18 protein-coding genes are annotated in these 20,653 nt (G+C 71.8%); 11 read left to right on the plus strand and 7 right to left on the minus strand.

The genetic code is table 11. The features are described from left to right. Window positions 1-58 precede the first annotated feature (58 nt). Window positions 59-364: a 4a-hydroxytetrahydrobiopterin dehydratase gene (locus ACFW9Z_RS11140; protein ID WP_384637773.1), complete on the plus strand. Its 306-nt coding sequence runs from the start codon at window positions 59-61 to the stop codon at window positions 362-364. 90 nt (window positions 365-454) lie between these two features. On the opposite strand, the gene ACFW9Z_RS11145 is transcribed toward ACFW9Z_RS11140, so the two are convergent. Next, complete coding sequence (locus ACFW9Z_RS11145) at window positions 455-1,417, minus strand: LysR family transcriptional regulator (RefSeq protein WP_384637775.1); 963 nt, start codon at window positions 1,415-1,417, stop codon at window positions 455-457. A gap of 152 nt (window positions 1,418-1,569) precedes the next feature. Next, entirely contained in the window at window positions 1,570-2,439 is an 870-nt protein-coding gene (locus ACFW9Z_RS11150) for an NmrA family transcriptional regulator (RefSeq protein WP_384637778.1), read from the minus strand. A 124-nt stretch (window positions 2,440-2,563) separates the two neighbouring features. Here ACFW9Z_RS11150 and ACFW9Z_RS11155 point away from each other — a divergent pair, with 124 nt between their 5' ends. Both ACFW9Z_RS11155 and ACFW9Z_RS11160 read left to right on the plus strand, forming a co-directional pair. Continuing rightward, window positions 2,564-3,559: an AraC family transcriptional regulator gene (locus ACFW9Z_RS11155; protein WP_384637781.1), complete on the plus strand. Its 996-nt coding sequence runs from the start codon at window positions 2,564-2,566 to the stop codon at window positions 3,557-3,559. A gap of 20 nt (window positions 3,560-3,579) precedes the next feature. Further along, window positions 3,580-4,530, plus strand: a complete 951-nt coding sequence (locus ACFW9Z_RS11160) for a class I SAM-dependent methyltransferase (RefSeq protein ID WP_384637783.1) — start codon at window positions 3,580-3,582, stop codon at window positions 4,528-4,530. Between the two features lie 24 nt (window positions 4,531-4,554). Here ACFW9Z_RS11160 and ACFW9Z_RS11165 read toward each other — a convergent pair whose 3' ends face one another. The 4 genes from ACFW9Z_RS11165 to ACFW9Z_RS11180 all read right to left on the minus strand — a co-directional run bounded on the left by ACFW9Z_RS11165 (window position 4,555) and on the right by ACFW9Z_RS11180 (window position 9,086). After that, window positions 4,555-5,028: an RICIN domain-containing protein gene (locus tag ACFW9Z_RS11165; RefSeq protein ID WP_384637786.1), complete on the minus strand. Its 474-nt coding sequence runs from the start codon at window positions 5,026-5,028 to the stop codon at window positions 4,555-4,557. 107 nt (window positions 5,029-5,135) lie between these two features. Further along, window positions 5,136-5,972 (minus strand): aldo/keto reductase, encoded by an 837-nt coding sequence (locus ACFW9Z_RS11170; protein ID WP_384637789.1) that lies wholly within the window; start codon window positions 5,970-5,972, stop codon window positions 5,136-5,138. Between the two features lie 163 nt (window positions 5,973-6,135). Next, the gene (locus ACFW9Z_RS11175; RefSeq protein WP_384638249.1) at window positions 6,136-7,935 is read right to left on the minus strand and encodes an AMP-dependent synthetase/ligase; all 1,800 of its coding nucleotides are present in this window, start codon (window positions 7,933-7,935) and stop codon (window positions 6,136-6,138) included. A 260-nt stretch (window positions 7,936-8,195) separates the two neighbouring features. Next, entirely contained in the window at window positions 8,196-9,086 is an 891-nt protein-coding gene (locus ACFW9Z_RS11180; protein WP_384637791.1) for a LysR substrate-binding domain-containing protein, read from the minus strand. 272 nt (window positions 9,087-9,358) lie between these two features. On the opposite strand from ACFW9Z_RS11180, the gene ACFW9Z_RS11185 reads away from it, so the two are divergent. Then, window positions 9,359-10,474 (plus strand): bile acid:sodium symporter family protein, encoded by a 1,116-nt coding sequence (locus ACFW9Z_RS11185; protein ID WP_384637794.1) that lies wholly within the window; start codon window positions 9,359-9,361, stop codon window positions 10,472-10,474. Between the two features lie 55 nt (window positions 10,475-10,529). On the opposite strand, the gene fdhD is transcribed toward ACFW9Z_RS11185, so the two are convergent. Then, entirely contained in the window at window positions 10,530-11,378 is an 849-nt protein-coding gene (fdhD, locus tag ACFW9Z_RS11190; RefSeq protein ID WP_384637796.1) for a formate dehydrogenase accessory sulfurtransferase FdhD, read from the minus strand. Window positions 11,379-11,617: 239 nt separating this feature from the next. Here fdhD and ACFW9Z_RS11195 point away from each other — a divergent pair, with 239 nt between their 5' ends. The 7 genes from ACFW9Z_RS11195 (at window position 11,618) to ACFW9Z_RS11225 (ending at window position 20,413) form a co-directional block, all read left to right on the plus strand. After that, window positions 11,618-12,577 carry a beta-ketoacyl-ACP synthase III gene (locus tag ACFW9Z_RS11195; protein WP_384637799.1) on the plus strand — a complete coding sequence of 320 codons (960 nt, stop codon included), beginning with the start codon at window positions 11,618-11,620 and terminating at the stop codon, window positions 12,575-12,577. 204 nt (window positions 12,578-12,781) lie between these two features. Further along, window positions 12,782-13,963: an ROK family protein gene (locus ACFW9Z_RS11200; RefSeq protein WP_384637802.1), complete on the plus strand. Its 1,182-nt coding sequence runs from the start codon at window positions 12,782-12,784 to the stop codon at window positions 13,961-13,963. Window positions 13,964-14,424: 461 nt separating this feature from the next. Beyond that, window positions 14,425-15,954: a sugar ABC transporter ATP-binding protein gene (locus tag ACFW9Z_RS11205; protein ID WP_384637804.1), complete on the plus strand. Its 1,530-nt coding sequence runs from the start codon at window positions 14,425-14,427 to the stop codon at window positions 15,952-15,954. Next, window positions 15,951-17,006, plus strand: a complete 1,056-nt coding sequence (locus ACFW9Z_RS11210; protein WP_384637806.1) for an ABC transporter permease — start codon at window positions 15,951-15,953, stop codon at window positions 17,004-17,006. Before ACFW9Z_RS11205 ends, ACFW9Z_RS11210 begins: the two co-directional genes overlap by 4 nt. A 63-nt stretch (window positions 17,007-17,069) precedes the next feature. Beyond that, a complete protein-coding gene (locus ACFW9Z_RS11215; RefSeq protein WP_384637809.1) occupies window positions 17,070-18,107 on the plus strand; it encodes a substrate-binding domain-containing protein in 1,038 nt (345 codons plus the stop codon). Window positions 18,108-18,154: 47 nt separating this feature from the next. Then, window positions 18,155-19,390, plus strand: a complete 1,236-nt coding sequence (locus ACFW9Z_RS11220) for a Gfo/Idh/MocA family protein (protein WP_384637812.1) — start codon at window positions 18,155-18,157, stop codon at window positions 19,388-19,390. Between the two features lie 18 nt (window positions 19,391-19,408). Next, the gene (locus ACFW9Z_RS11225; RefSeq protein ID WP_384637815.1) at window positions 19,409-20,413 is read left to right on the plus strand and encodes a sugar phosphate isomerase/epimerase family protein; all 1,005 of its coding nucleotides are present in this window, start codon (window positions 19,409-19,411) and stop codon (window positions 20,411-20,413) included. The last annotated feature ends 240 nt before the right edge of the window (window positions 20,414-20,653 follow it).

Consider the following 20,653-nt stretch of genomic DNA (forward strand, 5'->3'; position numbering starts at 1 on the left):
CCTCGCACGCCTCGCACACCTCGCACGCCGACAACCGACACCCCACGGGAGCCGTTCCATGTCCGCCGAACCGCTGTCGAAGACCGAGACCGAACACCGGCTGGAGGCGCTGCCCGGCTGGGCGCTGGAAGGGGACCGGATCACCCGGACCTACCGGCTGCCCTCGCACTTCGCCGCCGCCGCGCTGACCGTGCACATCGCGCAGATCCAGGAAGAGCTGAACCACCACTCCGATCTCACGCTCGGCTACAACACCGTGGCCCTCTCCGTCCACACGCACGACGCGGGCGGCGCGGTCACGGCGAAGGACCTGGAACTGGCCACCCGGGTGGCGGCCGCGGCACCGGCCCACGGCGCGGAGTAGCACGTACGACGGGAGCTCGGCCGATCAGACGGAGCCCAGCTCATCAGACGGCCCCAGCTCACCAGACGGAGCCCAGTTCTCAGACTGAGCTCAGCTCACCAGTCCGAACCGGGGGTTCCCGGCGAGCCACCGTGCGTAGACGGGGCTGCGTGACACGGCCTCCGCGTACGCCGCCCGGGTCTGGGCGGCCACTGCCACCGCCGCGGCGTCGGCGGCGGGGGAGTGCGGGTGCCAGCCCAGCAGGTGCCGCCAGCTGAGCGGCGCACCGGCGAGGGGCCGGGTCACCAGGCCGGGGACGGGCGGGAACGTCGCCCGGCACAGTCCGATCGCCCGCCCGACCTGCACCAGGTGGACGACGGAGGAGGTGTCCGTCTCGTACACCGACACCGGGGTGAAGCCCGCCCGGGCGCAGGCCGTGGTGAAACAGTCGGCGAAACAGCCGTCCCCCGGCACATCCGCCCAGCACTGGTCCGCCAGCGCGGCGAGTTCCAGCTCCTCCTCGTCGGCCAGCGGGTGGTCCTCCGGCAGCATCACGAAGACCGGGTCCACCCCCACCACCTCCCAGACCAGCCGGTCGGCCAGCGGCGGCGGGCTCTCGCCGCAGGTGCCGATGAGCGCGAAGTCCAGGCGCCCGTCGATGGTCAGGGAGGCGATCTCGTCCACCGACCACGCGGTGTACGTGGAGACCGGCGCCTGCGGGTGCGCCGTGGCGATCCGGTCGACCAGACCGCCGAGGAGCGGTCCATGCGTACCGCCCAGCCGGAACCGCTCCAGCGGCCCGGTGGCGTTGGCGAACCGCACCGCCTCCGCCTGGAGTTCACTCACCGCGGGCAGCACCACCCGGGCCCGCTCCAGCACCAGTTCGCCGAGCGGGGTGGCGCGGGCGCCCGTATGGTCGCGGTCGAAGAGCGTGCCCCCGAGCGCCTTCTCGATCCGCCGCAGTTGGGCGCTGAGAGCGGGCTGGGCGAGGCCCAGCGTGGCGGCGGCCTTGGTGAGGCTGCCGGTGTCGGCGATGGCACGGACGGTTCTCAGATGGCGCAACTCCAGCTCCATAATGGCAAGTTATGGCCACCGGCCCGCCCCGGCAATATGTCGGTCACTCTTCGGTTCAGGCAATGTTTCCGCCCTGTACCTCCGGCCCGCGAGGGCCGGAGGGCTGCGCTCCAGTTCAGCCGCTGCCGCCGGCTCCGGTTCAGCCGCTCCGGTCAGCCGTGCCAGGCGCCGTCCCGCGCGGCTTCCCGGGCGAACGCGGTGAACTCCTTGGCCTCCCGCCCCAGCACCCGCTTCACATCGTCCGTCGTGGCGGAGTTGTGGCCGTCCAGCAGCGTCGCGAACAGCTCGGCCAGGAACCCCGCCTCGGGACCGGACACCCCGAACCCCTCCAGCACCTCCGCGTACGCCGGGCCGCTCACCGGGACGTACCGCACCGGCCGCCCCGCCGCCCGGCCGAGCTCGGCCGCCGCCTCCTCGAACGTCAGGCTCCGGGGCCCGGTCAGCTCGTACACCGCCCCCGCGTGCCCCTCTCCGGTCAGCGCCGCCACCACCACATCGGCCAGGTCGTCGATGTCCAGGAACGGTTCGGCCGTCGACCCGGCCGGGAAGACCAGCTCGCCCCCGAGCACGCCGTCCAGCAGCGCACCCTCGCTGAAGTTCTGCGCGAAGAACGCCGACCGTACGACGGTGAGCTCCACCGCCCCCGCCGCACCCCGCAGCGCCTCCTCGGCCACGGCCGCCTGCGGTTCGCCGCGCCCCGACAGGAGCACCAGCCGGCGGACCCCGCTCGCCGCCGCGATCCGCCCGAACGCCGCCATCGCCCCGGCCGCACCGGGCACCGCCAGATCCGGGTAGTACGTGATGTACGCGGCCGCCGCCCCGGCCAGCGCCGCCGCCCAGCCCGACTCGTCCTGCCAGTCGAAGCGCACCTCGCCGGTACGCGAACCGGCCCGGACCGGCACCCCCAGCGCCGTCAGCCGCTCCGCCACCCGGCGGCCGGTCTTGCCGGTGCCGCCCGTCACGAGAATCGGTCCCGTTCCCGTCAGCTTCGTATACGTCTTCTTCTTCGTGTTCTCCGTCATGACTCCAGACTTCCGCGCGCCGGACAGCGGGACCATCGTTCAGAAGCTCAGCTCCCTCCGTCTGCGTCCACGCCCTGACCCGCTCGCAGCCCCGCCCGCCCCGCCCGCGTCTACGCTGTCCGCCATGGACGCTCTCGCCGGACTCCTGGACGGACCCCGGGCCCGGGGCGCCTTCCTCCTGCGCATGGTGATGGAGCCGCCCTGGGCGGTACGGGTCGCCGACCGTGCCCCGGTCTGCCTGATGTCGGTCACCCGGGGCGCGGCGTGGATCGTCCCGGAGGAGGAGGGGGCCGAGCCGGTCCGTCTGGTCCCGGGCGACATCGCGGTGGTGCGCGGCCCCCACCCGTACACCGTCGCCGACACGCCCGGGACCGGCCCGCACGCCCTCGTCGGACCCGGCGGCCACTGCACCACCCTGCACGGGCAGCCGCTCTCCCAGGAGATGGTGCTGGGGGTACGGACCTGGGGCAACGCCGCCCACGGGTCGACGGCGGTCCTCGTCGGCACCTACCTGATGGACGGCGAGATCAGCCGCCGGCTGCTCGACGCCCTGCCGCCGCTGCTCCGGCTCCCCGCCGACACCCGGACCGGGCCGCTGCTCCGCCTGCTCGACGCGGAGATCGCCCAGGACGAACCGGGGCAGCACGTCGTCCTGGACCGGCTGCTGGACCTGCTGCTCATCGCGGTGCTGCGCGGCTGGTTCTCCCGGCCGGGCGCCGAGGCCCCGGCCTGGTACCGGGCCCTGGGCGACCCCGTCGTGGGGGTGGCGGTCCGGCTGCTCCAGGACGACCCGGCGCACCCCTGGACCGTCGCCTCGCTCGCCGCCCGGGCCGGGGTCTCGCGGGCCGGGCTCGCCCGCCGCTTCACCGAACTCGTCGGCGAGCCCCCGATGGCGTACCTCACCGGCTGGCGGCTCGCCGTCGCGGCCGATCTGCTCCGGGAGAGCGACGCCACGGTGGAGGCGGTGGCCCGGAAGGTCGGCTACAGCGCCCCGTTCGCGTTCAGCACGGCGTTCAAGCGCGTCCGGGGAGTCAGTCCGCAGGAGTACCGCGCGGCCGGAAGGGACGTGAAGGACGTGGAGGACTTGCCGGAACGGCAACGTAACTTGCCCGAACGCTGACCTTTGGCGAAGGTGGCGCCATGAGCAGCCACGCCGGAAACGGCCACCACGACGCACACGCCCCCGCCCACACGCCCCCGTCCGCCCCCGGCCACACCCACCGCGGATCGCATGCGGCGGGTCAGGACGCGGGATTCGACTGGAACGTCATGGGCCCGATGCTGGAGCAGGAGGCCGAGCTCAACAGCGGGCCGTACGAGGAGGCGGCCCGCTGGATCGCGGCCCTGCCCACCGCGCCGAAGGTGCGCCGGGTGCTGGACATCGGCAGCGGCCCCGGTGTCGTCACCTGTCTGCTGGCCGAGGTGTTCCCCGAGGCCGAAGTCGTCGCCGTGGACCCCACGCCCGCCCTGCTGGAGCGGACGGAGGACCGCGCCCGGCGACTCGGCCTGAGCGACCGCGTCCGGACGGTGGAGGCCGAACTCCCGCAGGAAGCGAACCGGTTGGGTGAGGCCGACCTCATCTGGGCCGGCAACTCCCTGCACCACATGGGCGACCAGCGCGCCGCCCTGGCCGGCTTCGCCGGGCTCCTGCGCCCCGGTGGGACGGTGGCCCTCCTGGAGGGCGGGCTGCCCACCCGGCGGCTGCCCCGGGACCTCGGCTTCGGGCGGCCCGGACTGGAGGCCCGGATGGAGGCGGCCTCCGCCGCCCGGTTCGACCGGATGCGGACCGAACTGCCGGACGCCAAGCGGGAGACGGAGGACTGGAGCGCCCTGATCGAGTCGGTCGGGCTGACCCCGCAGGGCACCCGCAGCTTCCTGCTCGACCTGCCCGCCCCGCTCTCCGGACCCGCCCGCGACCATGTGGTCGCCCGGCTGACCCGGGAGGCCGAGGTGTTCGGCGAGCTGCTCGACGCCGAGGACCACGCCGTACTGGAACGGCTGCTGGACCCCGAGGACCCGGCCGGTCTCCACCACCGCCCCGACATCTACCTGCTCACCGCCCGCACGGTCCACCTCGGCCGCCGCGACTGAGAGGGCACAGCCCCCGGGGCGCGGTCAGGACGGCGGCACCGGCTCCAACTGCCACCACTGGAAGGGGGAGTCGGTGTCCTCCCACTGCTGGACCGTGCCGCCTTCCTCCGTGGAGCGGTCGGCGACCTCCATGGCGAGCCCGCTGATGAAGCTGACGAGCGTCACCGTCCCCGGCGCCTCCAGATGCTGTTCGATCAGCCACTCCTGGGCGCCGAAGTTGTTGGCCTTCCACTGCTGGATGCGGACGCCGTTCTCCGTATCGGCGTTCGCGACGTCCAGCCGCTTCCCGCTGTGCGCGTTGACCAGGTGGTAGAGGGCCGCGCCCTCGTGCACCGGGGACAGCTCCCACTGCTGGGCGGCCGTCCCGTCGTCCTTGCCCTGCTGCACCCGGGCGCCGCTGCCCTTGGCCGCGCCGTACACCTCCAGCACCAGGCCGCTGCCGACATTGCGCAGACGGTACGTACCCGCCTCGACGACGGGCGCCGGATCGCTGCTCATTCTCTGTTCACTCCCGGGATGTGGGGCTGACGTGGGGCTGTGGACCGACGACGGCGCCCCCACCGCCGTGACGGTGGGGGCGCCGGAAGGCCTGACGCTCAGGACGCTCAGGCGCCGAGGTTGAACTCCGCCGGGTCCGGGCCGAGCCGCTTGCCCTCGTCCAGCGCCGCGAAGGCGGCGAGGTCGTCGGCGTCCAGCTCGAAACCGAACACGTCGATGTTCTCCTCGATCCGCGCCGGGGTCACGGACTTCGGGATCACGATGTTGCCGGTCTGCAGGTGCCAGCGCAGCACCGCCTGGGCAGGGGTGCGGCCGTGCTTCTGGGCGATGGCGACGACGGTCGGCACCTCCAGGAGCCCCTTGCCCTGGCCCAGCGGCGACCAGGCCTCGGTGGCGATGCCGTGCTCGGCGTGGAAGGCGCGCGCCTCGGCCTGCTGGAGCTGGGGGTGCAGCTCGATCTGGTTGAGGACGGGGACCACGGAGGTCTCGTCCAGCAGCCGCTTCAGGTGCTCGGGGTGGAAGTTCGACACACCGATCGCCTTGGCCCGGCCATCGGCGTGGATCTTCTCGAACGCCTTGTACGTCTCGGTGTACGCGTCCTTGGCCGGGACCGGCCAGTGGATCAGATACAGGTCGACGTAGTCCAGGCCGAGCTTGTCCAGCGAGGCGTCGAACGCGCGCAGCGTGCTGTCGTAGCCCTGCTCGCTGTTCCACAGCTTTGTGGTGACGAAGAGCTCGTCACGGGCGACACCGGAGGCGGCGATGGCCTTGCCGGTGCCCACCTCGTTCTCGTAGATCGCGGCGGTGTCGATGGACCGGTACCCGGACTCGATGGCCTTCGCGACCGCCTTCGCCGCCTCGTCGTCCGGCACCTGCCAGACACCGAAACCGAGCTGCGGCATTTCGAGGCCGTTGTTGAGGGTGATGGAGGGGACCTGGCTCACGAGCGGTCGATCCTAACGTCGTCGGTTGGTACTCCCTACGACAACGAGCGGGCGCACCCAGGCATTCCCGCCCCGTGATCCCATCTCCGCGACAGCGTTACGAGAACCACGTCGACGTCAGCCGTGGAGCGCGCCGGCCGTCAGCGGTGGAGCGCGTCGGCCATCAGTGGTAGAGCGCGTCGACCTCGACCGCGTACGCCGTCTCGATCGCCTTCCGCTTCAGCTTCAGCGAGGGCGTCAGCAGCCCGTGCTCCTCGGTGAACGGATGGGCCAGGATCCGGAACGTACGGATCGACTCGGCCTGCGACACCGCTGTGTTGGCGGCCACCACCGCCCGGCGGACCTCCATCTCCAGGTCCGGGTCGCGCACCAGGTCGGCGGGGCCGAGCGGGGTGCGGCCCTGCATGGAGAGCCAGTGGTCCACGGCCTCCTGGTCGACGGTGACCAGCGCCGCGATGTACGGGCGGTCGTTGCCGACGACGATGCACTGGGCGACCAGCGGATGCGCCCGCACCCGCTCCTCCAGACCGGCCGGCGACACGCTCTTGCCGCCGGACGTCACCAGGATCTCCTTCTTCCGCCCGGTGATCGTCAGATAGCCGTCCGCGTCCAGCGAACCGAGGTCCCCGGTGGCCAGCCAGCCGTCGTCGAGGGTGGCCCGGGTGGCGGCGGGGTTGCCCAGATAGCCGGAGAAGACGTGGGGGCCGTACAGCCAGACCTCGCCGTCGTCCGCGATGTGCACCGACGTGCCGGGGACGGGCTGCCCGACCGTGCCGTACCGGGTGCGCTCGGGCGGGTTCGCCGTCGCCGCCGCCGTCGACTCGGTCAGCCCGTACCCTTCGAAGACGCTCACCCCGGCGCCCGCGAAGAACAGGCCGAGCCGGCGGTTCATGCCCGAGCCGCCCGACATCGCGTGCCGCACCCGGCCGCCCATCGCGTCGCGGACCTTCTTGTAGACCACCTTGTCGAAGAACTGGTGCTGCACCCGCAGCCCGGCGGACGGCCCGGGCCCGAGCCCGAACGCCTTCTGCTCCAGCGCCTCGGCGTACTTCACCGCGATGTCCACGGCCTTGTCGAACGGCCCGGCCCTGCCCTCCGCCTCGGCCCTGCGGCGGGCGCCGTTGAAGACCTTCTCGAAGATGTGGGGCACCGCCAGGATGAAGGACGGCCGGAACGTCACCAGGTCCGGCATGAGCGCGTTCGCCGACAGCTCCGGCTGGTGGCCGAGCTTGACCCGTCCCCGTACCGCCGCGATCTCCACCATCCGGCCGAAGACATGAGCCAGCGGGAGGAAGAGGAGCGTGGCCGCCTCGTCGCCGGGCTTGGAGTGGAACACGGGCTCCCAGCGGGCGACCATCGTGTCGCTCTCGAACATGAAGCTCGCATGGGTGATCACGCACCCCTTGGGGCGGCCGGTCGTGCCCGAGGTGTAGATCACCGTCGCCACGGACTCGGGCGTCACCGCGCGCCGGTGCCGGTGCACCACCTCGTCGTCGACCATCCCGCCCGCCCCGACCAGCTCGTCCACCGCACCGGCGTCCAGCTGCCACAGCCGCTTGAGGTGCGGCAGCCGGTCGATCACGGAGCCGACGGTCATCGCGTGGTCCTCGTGCTCGACCATCACCGCCACCACTTCGGCGTCGTGCAGCATCCAGTGGACCTGCTCGGCGGAGGAGGTCGGGTAGACCGGCACCGACTGGGCCCCCACCGACCAGACGGCGAAGTCGAAGAGCGTCCACTCGTACCGTGTACGGGACATCAGGGCGACCCGGTCGCCGAACCGGACCCCGTGCGCGATCAGCCCCTTGGCCAGGGCCAGCACCTCGTCGCGGAACATCTCCGAGGTCACATCCCGCCACTGCCCGCCCGCGTCCTTGCGGCCGAGCGCGACCCGCTGCGGGTCGCGCTCGGCGTAGTCGAAGACCACATCGGCCAGACCGCCGACCAGAGGCGCCGCAGCCAGCGGTGGGACCGTGAATTCACGCAATGACCTGCTCCTCGTGGCGCTCCGCACAGCGCCGCGACGCTACCCCAACCGAGGGCCCGGCGGGAGGGTCCGAACCTCCCGTAAAACGTGCGGACTTCAGCGGTCGACCGTCGAAATCCGGCCAGATGGGCAAGGCTCGGGCGCACTTCTGCCGGAGGAGTAAGCGGCTCGCGGTCACATCTCCACCGAATCCGACCGTGGCGATCACTCCCGGCCCTCCCGATCAGCTCTCCCGATCAGCTCTCCCGGCCCCCGATTCCTCGGTGCAGCCGGTCCCCGCCCGCCAGGATCGCCCCCGCCAGCGCCTCCGCCGCCTCCTGTGCCGCGCCCCGCCGGTCCCCGTGCAGCAGGACGAAGTCGACGCTGCCCGGATCCGGCAGCCCCGCCCGCGCCGGAACCGGTGCGAGCCCCGGCGGGATCAGCCCCCGCGAGTGCACCATCACGCCCAGCCCCGCCCGCGCCGCCGCCACCAGGGCGCTGAGGCTCGTACTCGTACACGCGATCCGCCAGGCCCGCCCGTGCTCCTCCAGCACCTCCAGGGCGCGGGCCCGGGTGATGCCGGGCGGCGGGAAGACGATGAGCGGCACCGGGCGTTCCGGATCGATCCGGAGCTGTGGCGCGCCGATCCAGTCCAGTGCGTCCTGCCACACCAGCTCGCCATGGGTGTCGCCGGTCCTCCGCTTGGCCAGCACCAGGTCCAGCCGACCCGCCTCCAGCTGCCGGTGCAGGGTCCCGGACAGCTCCACGGTGAGTTCCAGTTCCACGTCGGGGTGGTCGCGGCGGAACGACTCCAGGATCTCCGGCAGCCGGGTCAGCACGAAGTCCTCGGAGGCCCCGAAGCGGAGCCGGCCGCGCAGCCGGGTGCCCGCGAAGAAGGCGGCGGCCCGTTCGTGCGCCGCCAGGATCGTCCGGGCGAAGCCGAGCATGGCCTCGCCGTCCTCGGTCAGGTCGACCCGGTGGGTGTCCCGGGCGAACAACTGCCGCCCGGCTGCCTCCTCCAGCCGCCGGACGTGCTGGCTGACCGTGGACTGCCGGATCCCCAGCCGGCGCGCGGCCTGGGTGAAGCTCAGGGTCTGGGCGACTGCGAGGAAGGTACGGAGCTGGGCGGGGTCGTAGGAGGTGTCCACGGACTCACGCTAGCGGCTGTTATCGCGTTCTGTGATGGCAGTCAGAGCGGTGTGAGGGATTACCGATCGCCGAGCACCGGGCAGGATGGTGGGACGTACAGCAAGCCCGGGAGCGAGCCCGAGTCTGTGGGGCGTACGAGCCAGCCCGCGATCGTGGGGCGAACGAGTCAGCCCGAGTCTGCGGGGTGTACGAGTCAGCCCGCGATCGTGGGGCTACGAGTCAGCCCGCGTCGCTGGGGCGAAGCAGCAAGCCGAAGAATCACGTGGAGCACATGAGCCGCCGCCGCATCCTCACCCTGCCGTCCTGGCTGCCGGTCGACGCGTACATCCTCGCGCTGATCGGCACGGTCGTCCTCGCCGCGCTGCTGCCCGCACGTGGCACGGCCGCCGAGGTGGCGGGCGGGGCCTCCACCGCGGCGGTCGCCCTCCTCTTCTTCCTCTACGGGGCCCGGCTCTCGACGGCCGAGGCGGTCGACGGGCTGAAGCACTGGCGGCTCCACCTCACCGTCCTGGCCTGCACCTTCGTCGCCTTCCCACTGCTGGGACTGGCCAGCAAGGGCCTCGTGCCGTACGTGCTGACGCCCGAGCTCCAGGCGGGCTTCCTCTTCCTGTGCCTCGTGCCCTCGACGATCCAGTCCTCGATCGCCTTCACCTCGATCGCCCGGGGGAACGTGCCCGCCGCGATCTGCGCCGGGTCCTTCTCCAGCCTCACCGGAATCTTCCTGACCCCGCTGCTGGCCGCGCTCCTGCTCGGTTCCGCGGCCGGAGGGTTCTCCGCGGACTCGCTGCTGAAGATCGTGCTCCAGTTGCTCGTCCCGTTCCTCGCCGGACAGTTCCTGCGCCGCTGGGTCGGCGGCTTTCTGACCCGCCACAAGAAGGTGCTCGGTCTGGTGGACCGGGGCTCGATCCTGCTGGTCGTCTACACCGCGTTCAGTCAGGGCATGGTCGCCGGTATCTGGAGCCGGGTCACCCCGGCCCGGCTCGGCGCCCTGCTCGTGGCCGAGGCGGTCCTGCTGGCCCTGATGCTCGCGCTGACCTGGTACGGGGCACGGCGGCTCGGCTTCGACCGGGAGGACCGGATCGCCATCCAGTTCGCCGGGTCGAAGAAGAGCCTGGCCGCCGGGCTGCCCATGGCGAGCGTGCTGTTCGGCGCGCACGCGAGCCTCGCCGTGCTGCCGCTGATGCTCTTCCACCAGATGCAGCTGATGGTCTGCGCGGTCATCGCGAAGCGCCGCTCGCGGGACCCGGAAGGGGCAGCGAAGGACCCTGCCGATGCTGGGGACCCCGCCGATGCCGGGGATCCCGCCGATGCCGGAGTCGCCGAGGCAGGGGACCCCGCCGACTCCGGCTCGGCGGCCGTGCCCCGGGCAGCGGCATCGAGCACCTGACAGCTGTCCGGTCTCGCGGCCGTCCGTGAGCCTTACGAGGCCGGGCACGGCCGCCTCAGCCCCGCGGGACCTCCGCCCCCAGCGCGATCCGGTGCTCACCGGCGTACACGTTCATGGACGGCCCCCGCAGGAAGCCCACCAGCGTCAGTCCGGTCTCCGCCGCAAGGTCCACCGCCAGCGAGGACGGCGCCGAGACCGCCGCGAGCACCGGGATCCCGGCCATCACCGCCTTCTGCGCCAGTTCGAACGAGGCACGCCCCGATACCAGCAGCACCGCCCGTGACAACGGCAGCCGCCCGTCCGTCAGCGCCCGGCCGACCAGCTTGTCCACCGCGTTGTGCCGCCCCACGTCCTCCCGGACGTCCCAGAGCTCGCCCTCCTCGGAGAAGAGGGCCGCCGCGTGCAGCCCCCCGGTCCGGTCGAACACCTTCTGCGCGGCCCGCAGCCGGTCCGGGAGGGCGGAGAGCAGCTCGGGCGTGACGCGGACCGGGGGAGTGTCACCGACCGGATGGCGGGTGGTGGTGCGTACCGCGTCCAGGCTGGCCTTGCCGCACAGGCCGCACGAGGAGGTGGTGTAGACGTTCCGCTCCAGTGTGATGTCGGGCACCACGACACCCGGCGCGAGCTTCACGTCCACCACGTTGTACGTGTTCACCCCGTCGGCGGTCGCCCCGGCGCAGTAGACGATCGACTGCACCTCCGCACTCTCGGCGATCACTCCCTCGCTCACCAGGAACCCGGCGGCCAGGGCGAAGTCGTCGCCCGGTGTGCGCATGGTGATGGCCAGGGGCCTGCCGTTCAGCCGGATCTCCAGGGGCTCCTCCGCGACCAGTGTGTCGGCGCGGGAGGAGACGGCACCGTCCCGGATACGGAGGGTGCGGCGGCGCTCGGTGACCCGTCCCATGAGGCTGAACCCGATTCTGTCGGTGTGCGGAGCTGGTGGCCGTGGCTGCGGCCGGAGCCTGGCCCCGTCATTGTCCTGCACACGCATCTCCCTGTCCCGGCACGGGAGCAGCACGGGGGCCGGGCTGTTGTCAATGCTCCAACACGCGGGCCGGATTCCTGTGGGATCACGTGCCCCCGTACCGGACGGTAGCCACCAACACTGGGTGTTTCCTGCCCTACGTAATGATGGGAACCCGTATGACCGGCTCACGTGTCGTGGCGCTCGGCCACTATCAGCCCGCCAAGGTGCTCACCAACGACGATCTGGCGGCCATGGTCGACACGAGCGACGAGTGGATCACGAGCCGGGTCGGTATCAAGACCCGGCACGTGGGAGGCCCCGACGAGCCGGTGGACGAGCTGGCCGCACACGCGGGCGCCAAGGCGCTGGCCGCCGCCGGGCTCCAGCCCTCGGACATCGATCTGGTGCTGGTGGCCACCTCCACCGCGATCGACCGGTCCCCGAGCATGGCAGCCCGGGTCGCGGCGCGGCTCTCCATGGGTTCGCCCGCCGTGATGGACATCAACGTGGTCTGCTCGGGCTTCACCCACGCCCTGGCCGTCGCCGACCACACGATCCGGGCCGGTGCGGCGACCCGGGCCCTGGTCATCGGCGCCGACAAGATGGGTGACATCGCGGACTGGACCGACCGCACCACCTGCGTCCTGCTCGGCGACGGGGCGGGTGCCGCCGTCGTCACCGCCGACCCGGCCGCCCCCGACACCCCGGACGGCCCCGGTATCGGGCCGGTGCTGTGGGGATCGGTGCCGGAGATGGGCAACGCCGTACGGATCGAGGGGACGCCGCCGCGCTTCGCGCAGGAGGGCCAGTCCGTCTACCGCTGGGCCACCACCCAGCTGCCCCCGATCGCCCGGCAGGTCTGCGAGAAGGCGGGCATCGCCCCGGAAGACCTGGCCGCCGTCGTCCTGCACCAGGCCAACCTGCGGATCATCGAGCCGGTCGCCCGGAAGATCGGCGCGGTCAACGCGATTATCGCCCGGGATGTGGTGGACTCCGGCAACACCTCCGCCGCCTCCATCCCGATGGCGCTCTCCAAGCTCGTCGAGCGCGGCGAGATCGCCTCCGGGGCGCCCGTGCTGCTCTTCGGCTTCGGTGGAAACCTCTCGTACGCCGGACAGGTCATCCGCTGCCCCTGACCATTCCCCGAGCCCTCCCCGAGCCCTCCCCGAGCCCTCCCCGAGCTCTTCCCAAGCCCTTCCCGGGGGTCTTTGTCCTGGGTGTGGAGAAAGTTGGAGCGGATTCCTGCGCAACTTCTTCCCACTCCGGGAAAGCGCTGCTACGTTCCCCATCGGAAGCCCGACGGACTGGCCGGATGTGGCGGGGAGGGACGCGTGAGACGTATGACGGCACGACCCGCGAACGCGCATCAGGCGCGGTTGCTCCGGCTGTTGCGCGACGGAGGGCCCAACTCCCGTGCACAGCTGGGGGATCAGGTCGACCTCTCGCGCTCCAAGCTCGCCGTCGAGGTGGACCGGCTGCTGGAGACCGGTCTGGTGGTGGCCGACGGACTCGCCGCATCCCGTGGCGGGCGCCGCTCGCACAACATCCGGCTCGCCCCCGAACTGCGTTTCCTCGGAGTCGACATCGGCGCCACCTCCATCGATGTGGCCGTCACCAACGCGGAGTTGGAGGTGCTGGGCCACCTCAACCAGCCGATGGACGTGCGGGAGGGGCCCGTCGCGGTCTTCGAGCAGGTCCTGGCGATGGCTGCCAAGCTCCGGGCCTCCGGCCTCGCCGAGGGCTTCGACGGCGCGGGCATCGGGGTTCCCGGCCCCGTCCGCTTCCCCGAAGGCGTACCGGTCGCGCCGCCGATCATGCCCGGCTGGGACGGGTTCCCGGTCCGCGAGGCGCTCAGCCAGGACCTGGGCTGCCCCGTCATGGTCGACAACGACGTGAACCTCATGGCGATGGGGGAGCAGCACGCGGGCGTCGCCCGTTCCGTGGGCGACTTCCTCTGCGTCAAGATCGGTACGGGGATCGGCTGCGGGATCGTCGTCGGCGGTGAGGTCTACCGGGGGACGACGGGCAGCGCCGGGGACATCGGGCACATCCAGGTGGAACCGGACGGGCGGGCCTGCGCCTGTGGCAACCGGGGCTGTCTGGAAGCCCACTTCAGCGGGGCCGCCCTGGCCCGCGACGCGGAGGACGCGGCCCGCGAGGGCCGTTCGCCCGAGCTCGTGGTCCGGTTGGAGGCGGCAGGCCGCCTCACCGCCGCCGATGTGGCCGCCGCCGCGGCGGCCGGGGACGCGGCGGCGCTCGACCTGATCCGCGAGGGCGGCAACCGGGTCGGCCAGGTCATCGCGGGCCTCGTCAGCTTCTTCAACCCCGGTCTGGTGGTGATCGGCGGCGGGGTCACCGGCCTCGGTCACAACCTCCTCGCCAGTGTCCGCACCCAGGTCTACCGGCAGTCCCTGCCGCTGGCCACGGGCAACCTCCCCATCGTGCTGGGCGAGTTGGGGCCGACCGCCGGAGTGATCGGCGCGGCCCGGCTCATCAGCGACCACCTCTTCTCACCGGCCTGACCACGGAGCCGGTGAGCAGCGCCCCCGCGCGGCCCCCGGCACCGTACGCACCACCGTTCCGGTCACGACAACCCGCCCGCGAAAGCTCCGCCAGCCACCCTTCTACGCACCACCGTTCAGCGCACGACAGCTCCGCGAACCGCACGACAGCCCTGCGAACTGAACGACAGCCCCGCGAACCCGCGAACCGCACGACAGCCTCGCGAACCACGGCTCCCACCGCCACTCGCACCCGCCCTTGCCGCCACCCGCACCCCCGCACCCCACCCATCACCCATCACCCATCACCGTACGCACCACCGCATTGGTCAGGTACGCGTCACGTACCCCAGGGCGGCAGCCGCTCCCGGTGCCGGCTCCACGGCACCTCCAGCCCTGCGCCCCGCCCGCTCACCGGCCCTCCCCGAGCGCTCGGCACCCGCCCGAGCACGGGGAGACCCCATTCGCCGAGGGGATTCGTCATGGCACCAGAACCACCCCTGCCCCTGCTCACCATGTCCGGCATCACCAAGTCCTTCCCCGGCGTACGCGCCTTGGACGGCGTCGACCTGGAGGTCCAGGCAGGCGAGGTCCACTGCCTCCTCGGCCAGAACGGCGCGGGCAAGTCCACCCTCATCAAGGTGCTCGCCGGGGTCCACCAGCCCGACGGCGGGGAGATCACCTGGCGTGGCGAAGCCGTACGGTTCAAGTCGCCGATCGCCGCCATGCGCCTCGGGATCGCCACCATCTACCAGGAACTCGACCTGGTGGAAGGGCTGTCGGTCGCCGAGAACGTTTTCCTCGGCCATGAACCGACCAGTGCGGGCTTCATCGTCCGTACGGGGGAGGGGCGTTCGGCGGCGAAGGCGCTCCTGGCCCGTCTCGGTCACCCGGAGATCGACCCCGCCCGGCCGGTCGGGGACCTCTCCGCCGCCCAGCAGCAGATCGTCTCCATGGCGCGGGCGCTCTCCCACGACGTGCGGCTCATCGTGATGGACGAGCCGTCCGCCGCGCTCGACCCCGACGAGGTCGACAACCTCTTCCGGACCGTCGACAGCCTGACCGCCGACGGGGTCGCCGTCGTCTACATCTCGCACCGGCTGGAGGAGATCCGCCGCATCGGTGACCGGGTCACCGTCCTCAAGGACGGCCGGGCGGTCGCGGTCGGGCTTCCCGCCGCCGACACTCCGACGCGCGACATCGTTGCCATGATGACCGGCCGGGACGTCGAGTACGTCTTCCCGCCCCGCCCCGAAGAGCCCCCGGCCAGCACGGCGGAACCCGTTCTCCGGGTGCAAGGTCTTTCCCGCAAGGGGGAGTTCGAACCCGTCGACCTCGAACTGCGGCCCGGCGAGATCGTCGGTCTCGCCGGACTCGTCGGCTCCGGCCGCTCGGAGATCCTGGAGACGATCTACGGGGCCCGCAAGGCGAGTTCGGGGACCGTCACCGTCGCGGGCAGGCAGCTCCGCCCCGGCAGCGTGCGGGCCGCCGTCGCCGCCGGGATCGGCCTCGCCCCCGAGGAGCGCAAGGCCCAGGCCCTGCTGATGACCGAGTCCGTCACCCGTAACGTCTCCGTCTCCTCCCTCTCCCGGTTCGCCCGGGCGGGATGGATCGACCGGAGCGGCGAGCGGCGGTCCGCGCAGCAGGCCACCCGCGAACTCTCCCTGCGGCCGGACAACCCGGACACCCTCATCCGCACCCTCTCCGGCGGCAACCAGCAGAAGGCCGTCCTGGCCCGCTGGCTGCTGCGCGGCTGCCGGGTCCTGCTGCTCGACGAACCCACCCGTGGCGTCGACGTCGGCGCCCGCGCCGAGCTCTACGCCGTGATCCGCCGGCTGGCCGACGAAGGCCTCGCCGTCCTGCTCGTCTCCAGCGAAGTGCCCGAAGTCCTGGGCCTCGCCGACCGGGTGCTGGTGCTCCGGGAGGGCCAGGTCGTGCACACGGCCCCCGCCCAGGAGCTCGACGAGCACCGCGTACTCGACCTCGTGATGGAAGGGAGCCCGACGCCATGACTCAGCCCGCCCCGTCGGCGCAGCACAACGGGCCGGACAAGGGGGCCGTCCCCGGCTCCGCCGCCGCGCCCCCCTCGAAGCCCGGCGGCGGCGCCCGGCCCGGACTCGGTCTGCGGCTCGACGTCCGCACCCTGTCCCTGCTCGGCGTCCTCGCCGTCCTGATCGCGGTCGGCGGGATCACCGAACCGGACACGTTCCTGGACACCGGGAACCTCCAGCTGATCCTGACCCAGGCCTCCGTCATCGGGGTCGTCACCGTCGGCATGACCTTCGTCATCACCAGCGGCGGCATCGACCTCTCCGTCGGGGCGATGGTCGCGCTCGCCTCGGTCTGGGCGACGACGCTGGCCACCCAGGAGTACGGCTTCGCGGGCATCGCCTTCACCGCCGTGATCGTCGGCGTCGCCGCAGGACTGGTGAACGGTGTCCTCATCGCGTACGGGGGGATGGTCCCGTTCATCGCGACGCTGGCCATGCTCGCCTCGGCGCGCGGTCTCGCCCTCATGATCACCGACGGCAAGACGCAGATCGTCACCGTCGACTCGGTCCTCAACCTCGGGCTGCCGGACTCCTACCTCCTCGGAATCCCGCCGCTGGTCCTCATGTTCGCCGCTGTCACCGTCATCGGCTGGCTGATCCTCAACCGGACCACCTTCGGCCGCCGCACGGTCGCCGTCGGCGGCAACGCGGAGGCGGCCCGGCTCGCCGGGATCGACGTCCGCCGCCAGCGCCTCTACCTCTACGTGCTCTCCGGGCTGTGCTGCGGCATCGCCGCCTTCATGCTGATCGTGCTCGCGGGCTCCGGCCAGAACACCAACGGCAACCTGTACGAACTCGACGCCATCGCCGCCGCGATCATCGGCGGCACCCTGCTCAGCGGCGGTCGCGGAACCATCGTCGGCTCCGTCCTCGGCGTCCTGATCTTCACGACCATCACCAACATCTTCGCGCTCAACAACCTCCAGAGCGACGTCCAGCAGATCGCCAAGGGCGCCATCATCGTCGCCGCCGTACTCGTCCAGCGCCGCACCCTGCGCGGCGGGGACACCTGAGCAACTTGCCGCTGAACAACCGCACTTCCCCTGCCCATCCACCGGACGAAGGGTCCCACCGCCATGCCAGAGACCAGCCGCAGAGGGCTGCTGTTCGGAGCCACCGCCCTCTCCGCGGGCGCGCTCCTCACCGCCTGCACCAGCAACGAGCCGAAGAACGCCGAGCCCGGGGGCAACAGCCAGCCCGCCGCCGACGACAAGCCGGGCAAGGCCGTCACCATCGGCTTCGCCGGTCCGCAGGCCGACCACGGCTGGCTCAACGCCATCAACGTGAACGCCAAGTCCCGGGCGGAGGAGTACTCCGAGGTGACACTGGAGATCACCGAGGGGTCCAACGACACCGCCGCCCAGATCGGCCAGGTCAAGACGCTCATCAACAAGAAGGTCGACGTCCTCGTCATCCTCCCCGCCGACGGCAAGGCGCTCACCCAGGTGGGCCTGGAGGCGATGCGGGCGGGCATCCCCGTCGTCAACCTGGACCGGATCTTCGCCTCCCCGCAGGCGTACCGCTGCTGGGTCGGCGGCGACAACTACGGCATGGGCCTCAACGCCGGTCACTACATCGGCGAACAGCTCAAGGGCAAGGCGAACGCCAAGGTCGTCGAGCTCGCGGGCATCGACAACCTGGAGCTGACCAAACAGCGCAGCCAGGGCTTCGCCGACGCGCTCAAGAACTACCCCAACATCAAGCTGGTGGCCCGTCAGGCCGCCGAGTTCACCGTGGAGTCGGGTCAGGCCAAGATGGCCCAACTCCTCCAGGCACAGAAGCAGTTCGACGCTCTGTGGAACCACGACGACGACCAGGGCGTGGGCGCGCTGCGGGCCATCCAGCAGGCGGGCCGCGACGAGTTCATCATGGTCGGCGGCGCCGGTGCCAAGTCCGCGATGGACGCCATCAAGGCCGACAACGGGGTCCTCAAGGCGACCGTCCTCTACCCGCCGACGATGGCCGCGTCCGCGATCGACCTGGCGCGGGCGCTGGGCCAGGACAAGGGCATCAACGGCCTCTCCGAGATGGAGATCCCGACCTCCCTGACCCTCTATTCGGCCGTGGTCACCAAGGACAACATCGACCAGTACCTGCCGACGGGCTTCAACTGACCGGCGCACGCACCCGCCACCGAACCACCGACGAGGAGGAAGTCCGCATGGCCCGTAGTCAAGAGCAGGGGACCCAAGCGCCGACCGCAGCGCCGCCGCCACGGCAGGCGTCGGGAACGCTCGGCGTCGGCATGGTCGGATACGCGTTCATGGGCGCCGCCCACTCCCAGGGGTGGCGCACCGCCGGACACGTCTTCGACCTGCCGGTGCGGCCCGCTCTCGCCGCGATCTGCGGACGCGACCGGGCGGCGGTCGACGCCGCCGCCGCCCGGCACGGCTGGGCGGCGGCGGAGACCGACTGGCGGGCGCTGATCGCCCGGGACGATGTGCAGCTGATCGACATCTGCACCCCCGGCGACAGCCATGCGGAGATCGCCATCGCCGCCCTGGAGGCGGGCAAGCACGTGCTGTGCGAGAAGCCGCTCGCCAACACGGTCGCGGAGGCGGAGGCGATGGTCCGCGCCGCCGAAGCGGCCCAGGCCCGGGGGCAGGTGGCGATCGTGGGCTTCAACTACCGCAAGGTGCCCGCCATCACCTACGCCCGGCAGCTCATCGCGGACGGCCGCCTCGGCACCCTGCGCCACGTACGGGCCAGCTACCTCCAGGACTGGCTGGTCGACCCGGCCTCCCCGCTCACCTGGCGGCTCAAGCGCGAACACGCGGGCTCGGGCGCGCTGGGCGACCTGGGGGCGCACATCGTGGACCTCGCCCAGTACCTGGCGGGGGAGTTGCTGACCGGGGTGTCGGCGGTCAGTGAGACCTTCGTACGGGAGCGGCCCCTGCTCTCCGGACCCGCCGCAGGCCTCTCCGGCAGCGCCGACACGACGGAGCTGGGCGAAGTGACCGTGGACGACGCGGCGTTGTTCACCGGCCGCCTCGCCTCCGGGGCGCTGGCCTCCTTCGAGGCGACCCGGATGGCGGCGGGCCGCAAGAACGCGCTGCGGCTGGAGATCAACGGGGAGCTGGGCTCGCTCTCCTTCGACCTGGAGCGGCTCAACGAGCTCTCCTTCCACGACCACACCGAGCCCGCCGCCACCGCCGGCTTCCGCCGCATCCTGGTCACCGAGCCCGAACACCCCTACCTGGAGGCCTGGTGGCCGCCGGGCCACGGCCTCGGGTACGAGCACACCTTCGTCCACCAGGCCCGTGACGTGGTCCGCACGATCGCCGAAGGGCTGGCCCCCCGGCCCTCGTTCGCGGACGGCCTCCAGGTGCAGCGGGTGCTCGCCGCCGTCGAGGAGAGCGCCGCCAAGAACTCCGTACACACCCCCATCCCGTCCTAGTCCCAGGAGGCAGCCGCCATGCCCCGCCCCTTCACCCTCTTCACCGGCCAGTGGGCCGACCTCCCGCTGGAGGAGGTCTGTGAGCACGCCCGGGACTTCGGTTACGACGGGCTCGAACTCGCCTGCTGGGGCGACCACTTCGAGGTCGACAAGGCGCTGTCCGACCCCGGATACGTGGACAGCAGGCGCCAACTCCTCGACACGTACGGGCTGAAGTGCTTCGCCATCTCCAACCACCTGGTCGGCCAGGCAGTCTGTGACCACCCGATCGACGAGCGTCACCAGGGCATCCTGCCCGCCCGCATCTGGGGCGACGGCGAGGCCGAAGGCGTACGGCGGCGGGCCGCCGCCGAGATCGCGGACACCGCCCGGGCCGCCGCCGCCTTCGGGGTGGACACGGTCATCGGGTTCACCGGCTCCTCGATCTGGCATTTGGTCGCGATGTTCCCGCCGGTCCCGCCGCACATGATCGAGCGGGGCTACGAGGACTTCGCCGAGCGCTGGAACCCGGTCCTGGACGTCTTCGACGCGGAGGGGGTGCGCTTCGCCCACGAGGTGCACCCGAGCGAGATCGCGTACGACTACTGGACCACCAAGCGCGCCCTGGAAGCGGTGGACCACCGGCCCGCGTTCGGGCTCAACTTCGACCCGAGCCACTTCGTCTGGCAGGACCTCGACCCGGTCGGCTTCCTCTACGACTTCCGGGACCGGATCTACCACGTGGACTGCAAGGAGGCCCGCAAACGGCTCGACGGCCGCAACGGCCGCCTCGGCTCGCACCTGCCGTGGGGCGACCCCCGGCGCGGCTGGGACTTCGTCTCGGCGGGCCACGGTGACGTGCCCTGGGAAGACGTGTTCCGGATGCTGCGGTCCATCGGCTACGAGGGCCCGGTCTCCGTGGAGTGGGAGGACGCGGGCATGGACCGGCTGACCGGCGCTCCGGAAGCCCTTGCCCACCTCAGGCGGTTCGACTTCGACCCGCCCTCGGCCTCCTTCGACGCGGCCTTCGGCGGCGGCGAGTAGCACCACCGGTCAGGGCGGAGCAGAGCGGGGGAGAGCAGGGGAGGGCTGGGCAGGTCCCGGGGTCAGGGTCTTCGTGAAGGGCTCCCGGGGCTGCCCCGCCCTGCCCGGAATCCCCTTTGTCCTGGCCCGGGCAGAAGTTCGATCCACCTGTTGCACAAGGGCTTTCCGTCCCAGACGAACAGGTCTACCGTCCTCAGCGTGTACACGACATGACTCGCGTCACCGGGGTCACTCCCCGTC

The sequence above is a fragment of the Streptomyces sp. NPDC059452 genome, assembly GCF_042750035.1.
Taxonomy (GTDB): Bacteria; Actinomycetota; Actinomycetes; order Streptomycetales; family Streptomycetaceae; genus Streptomyces.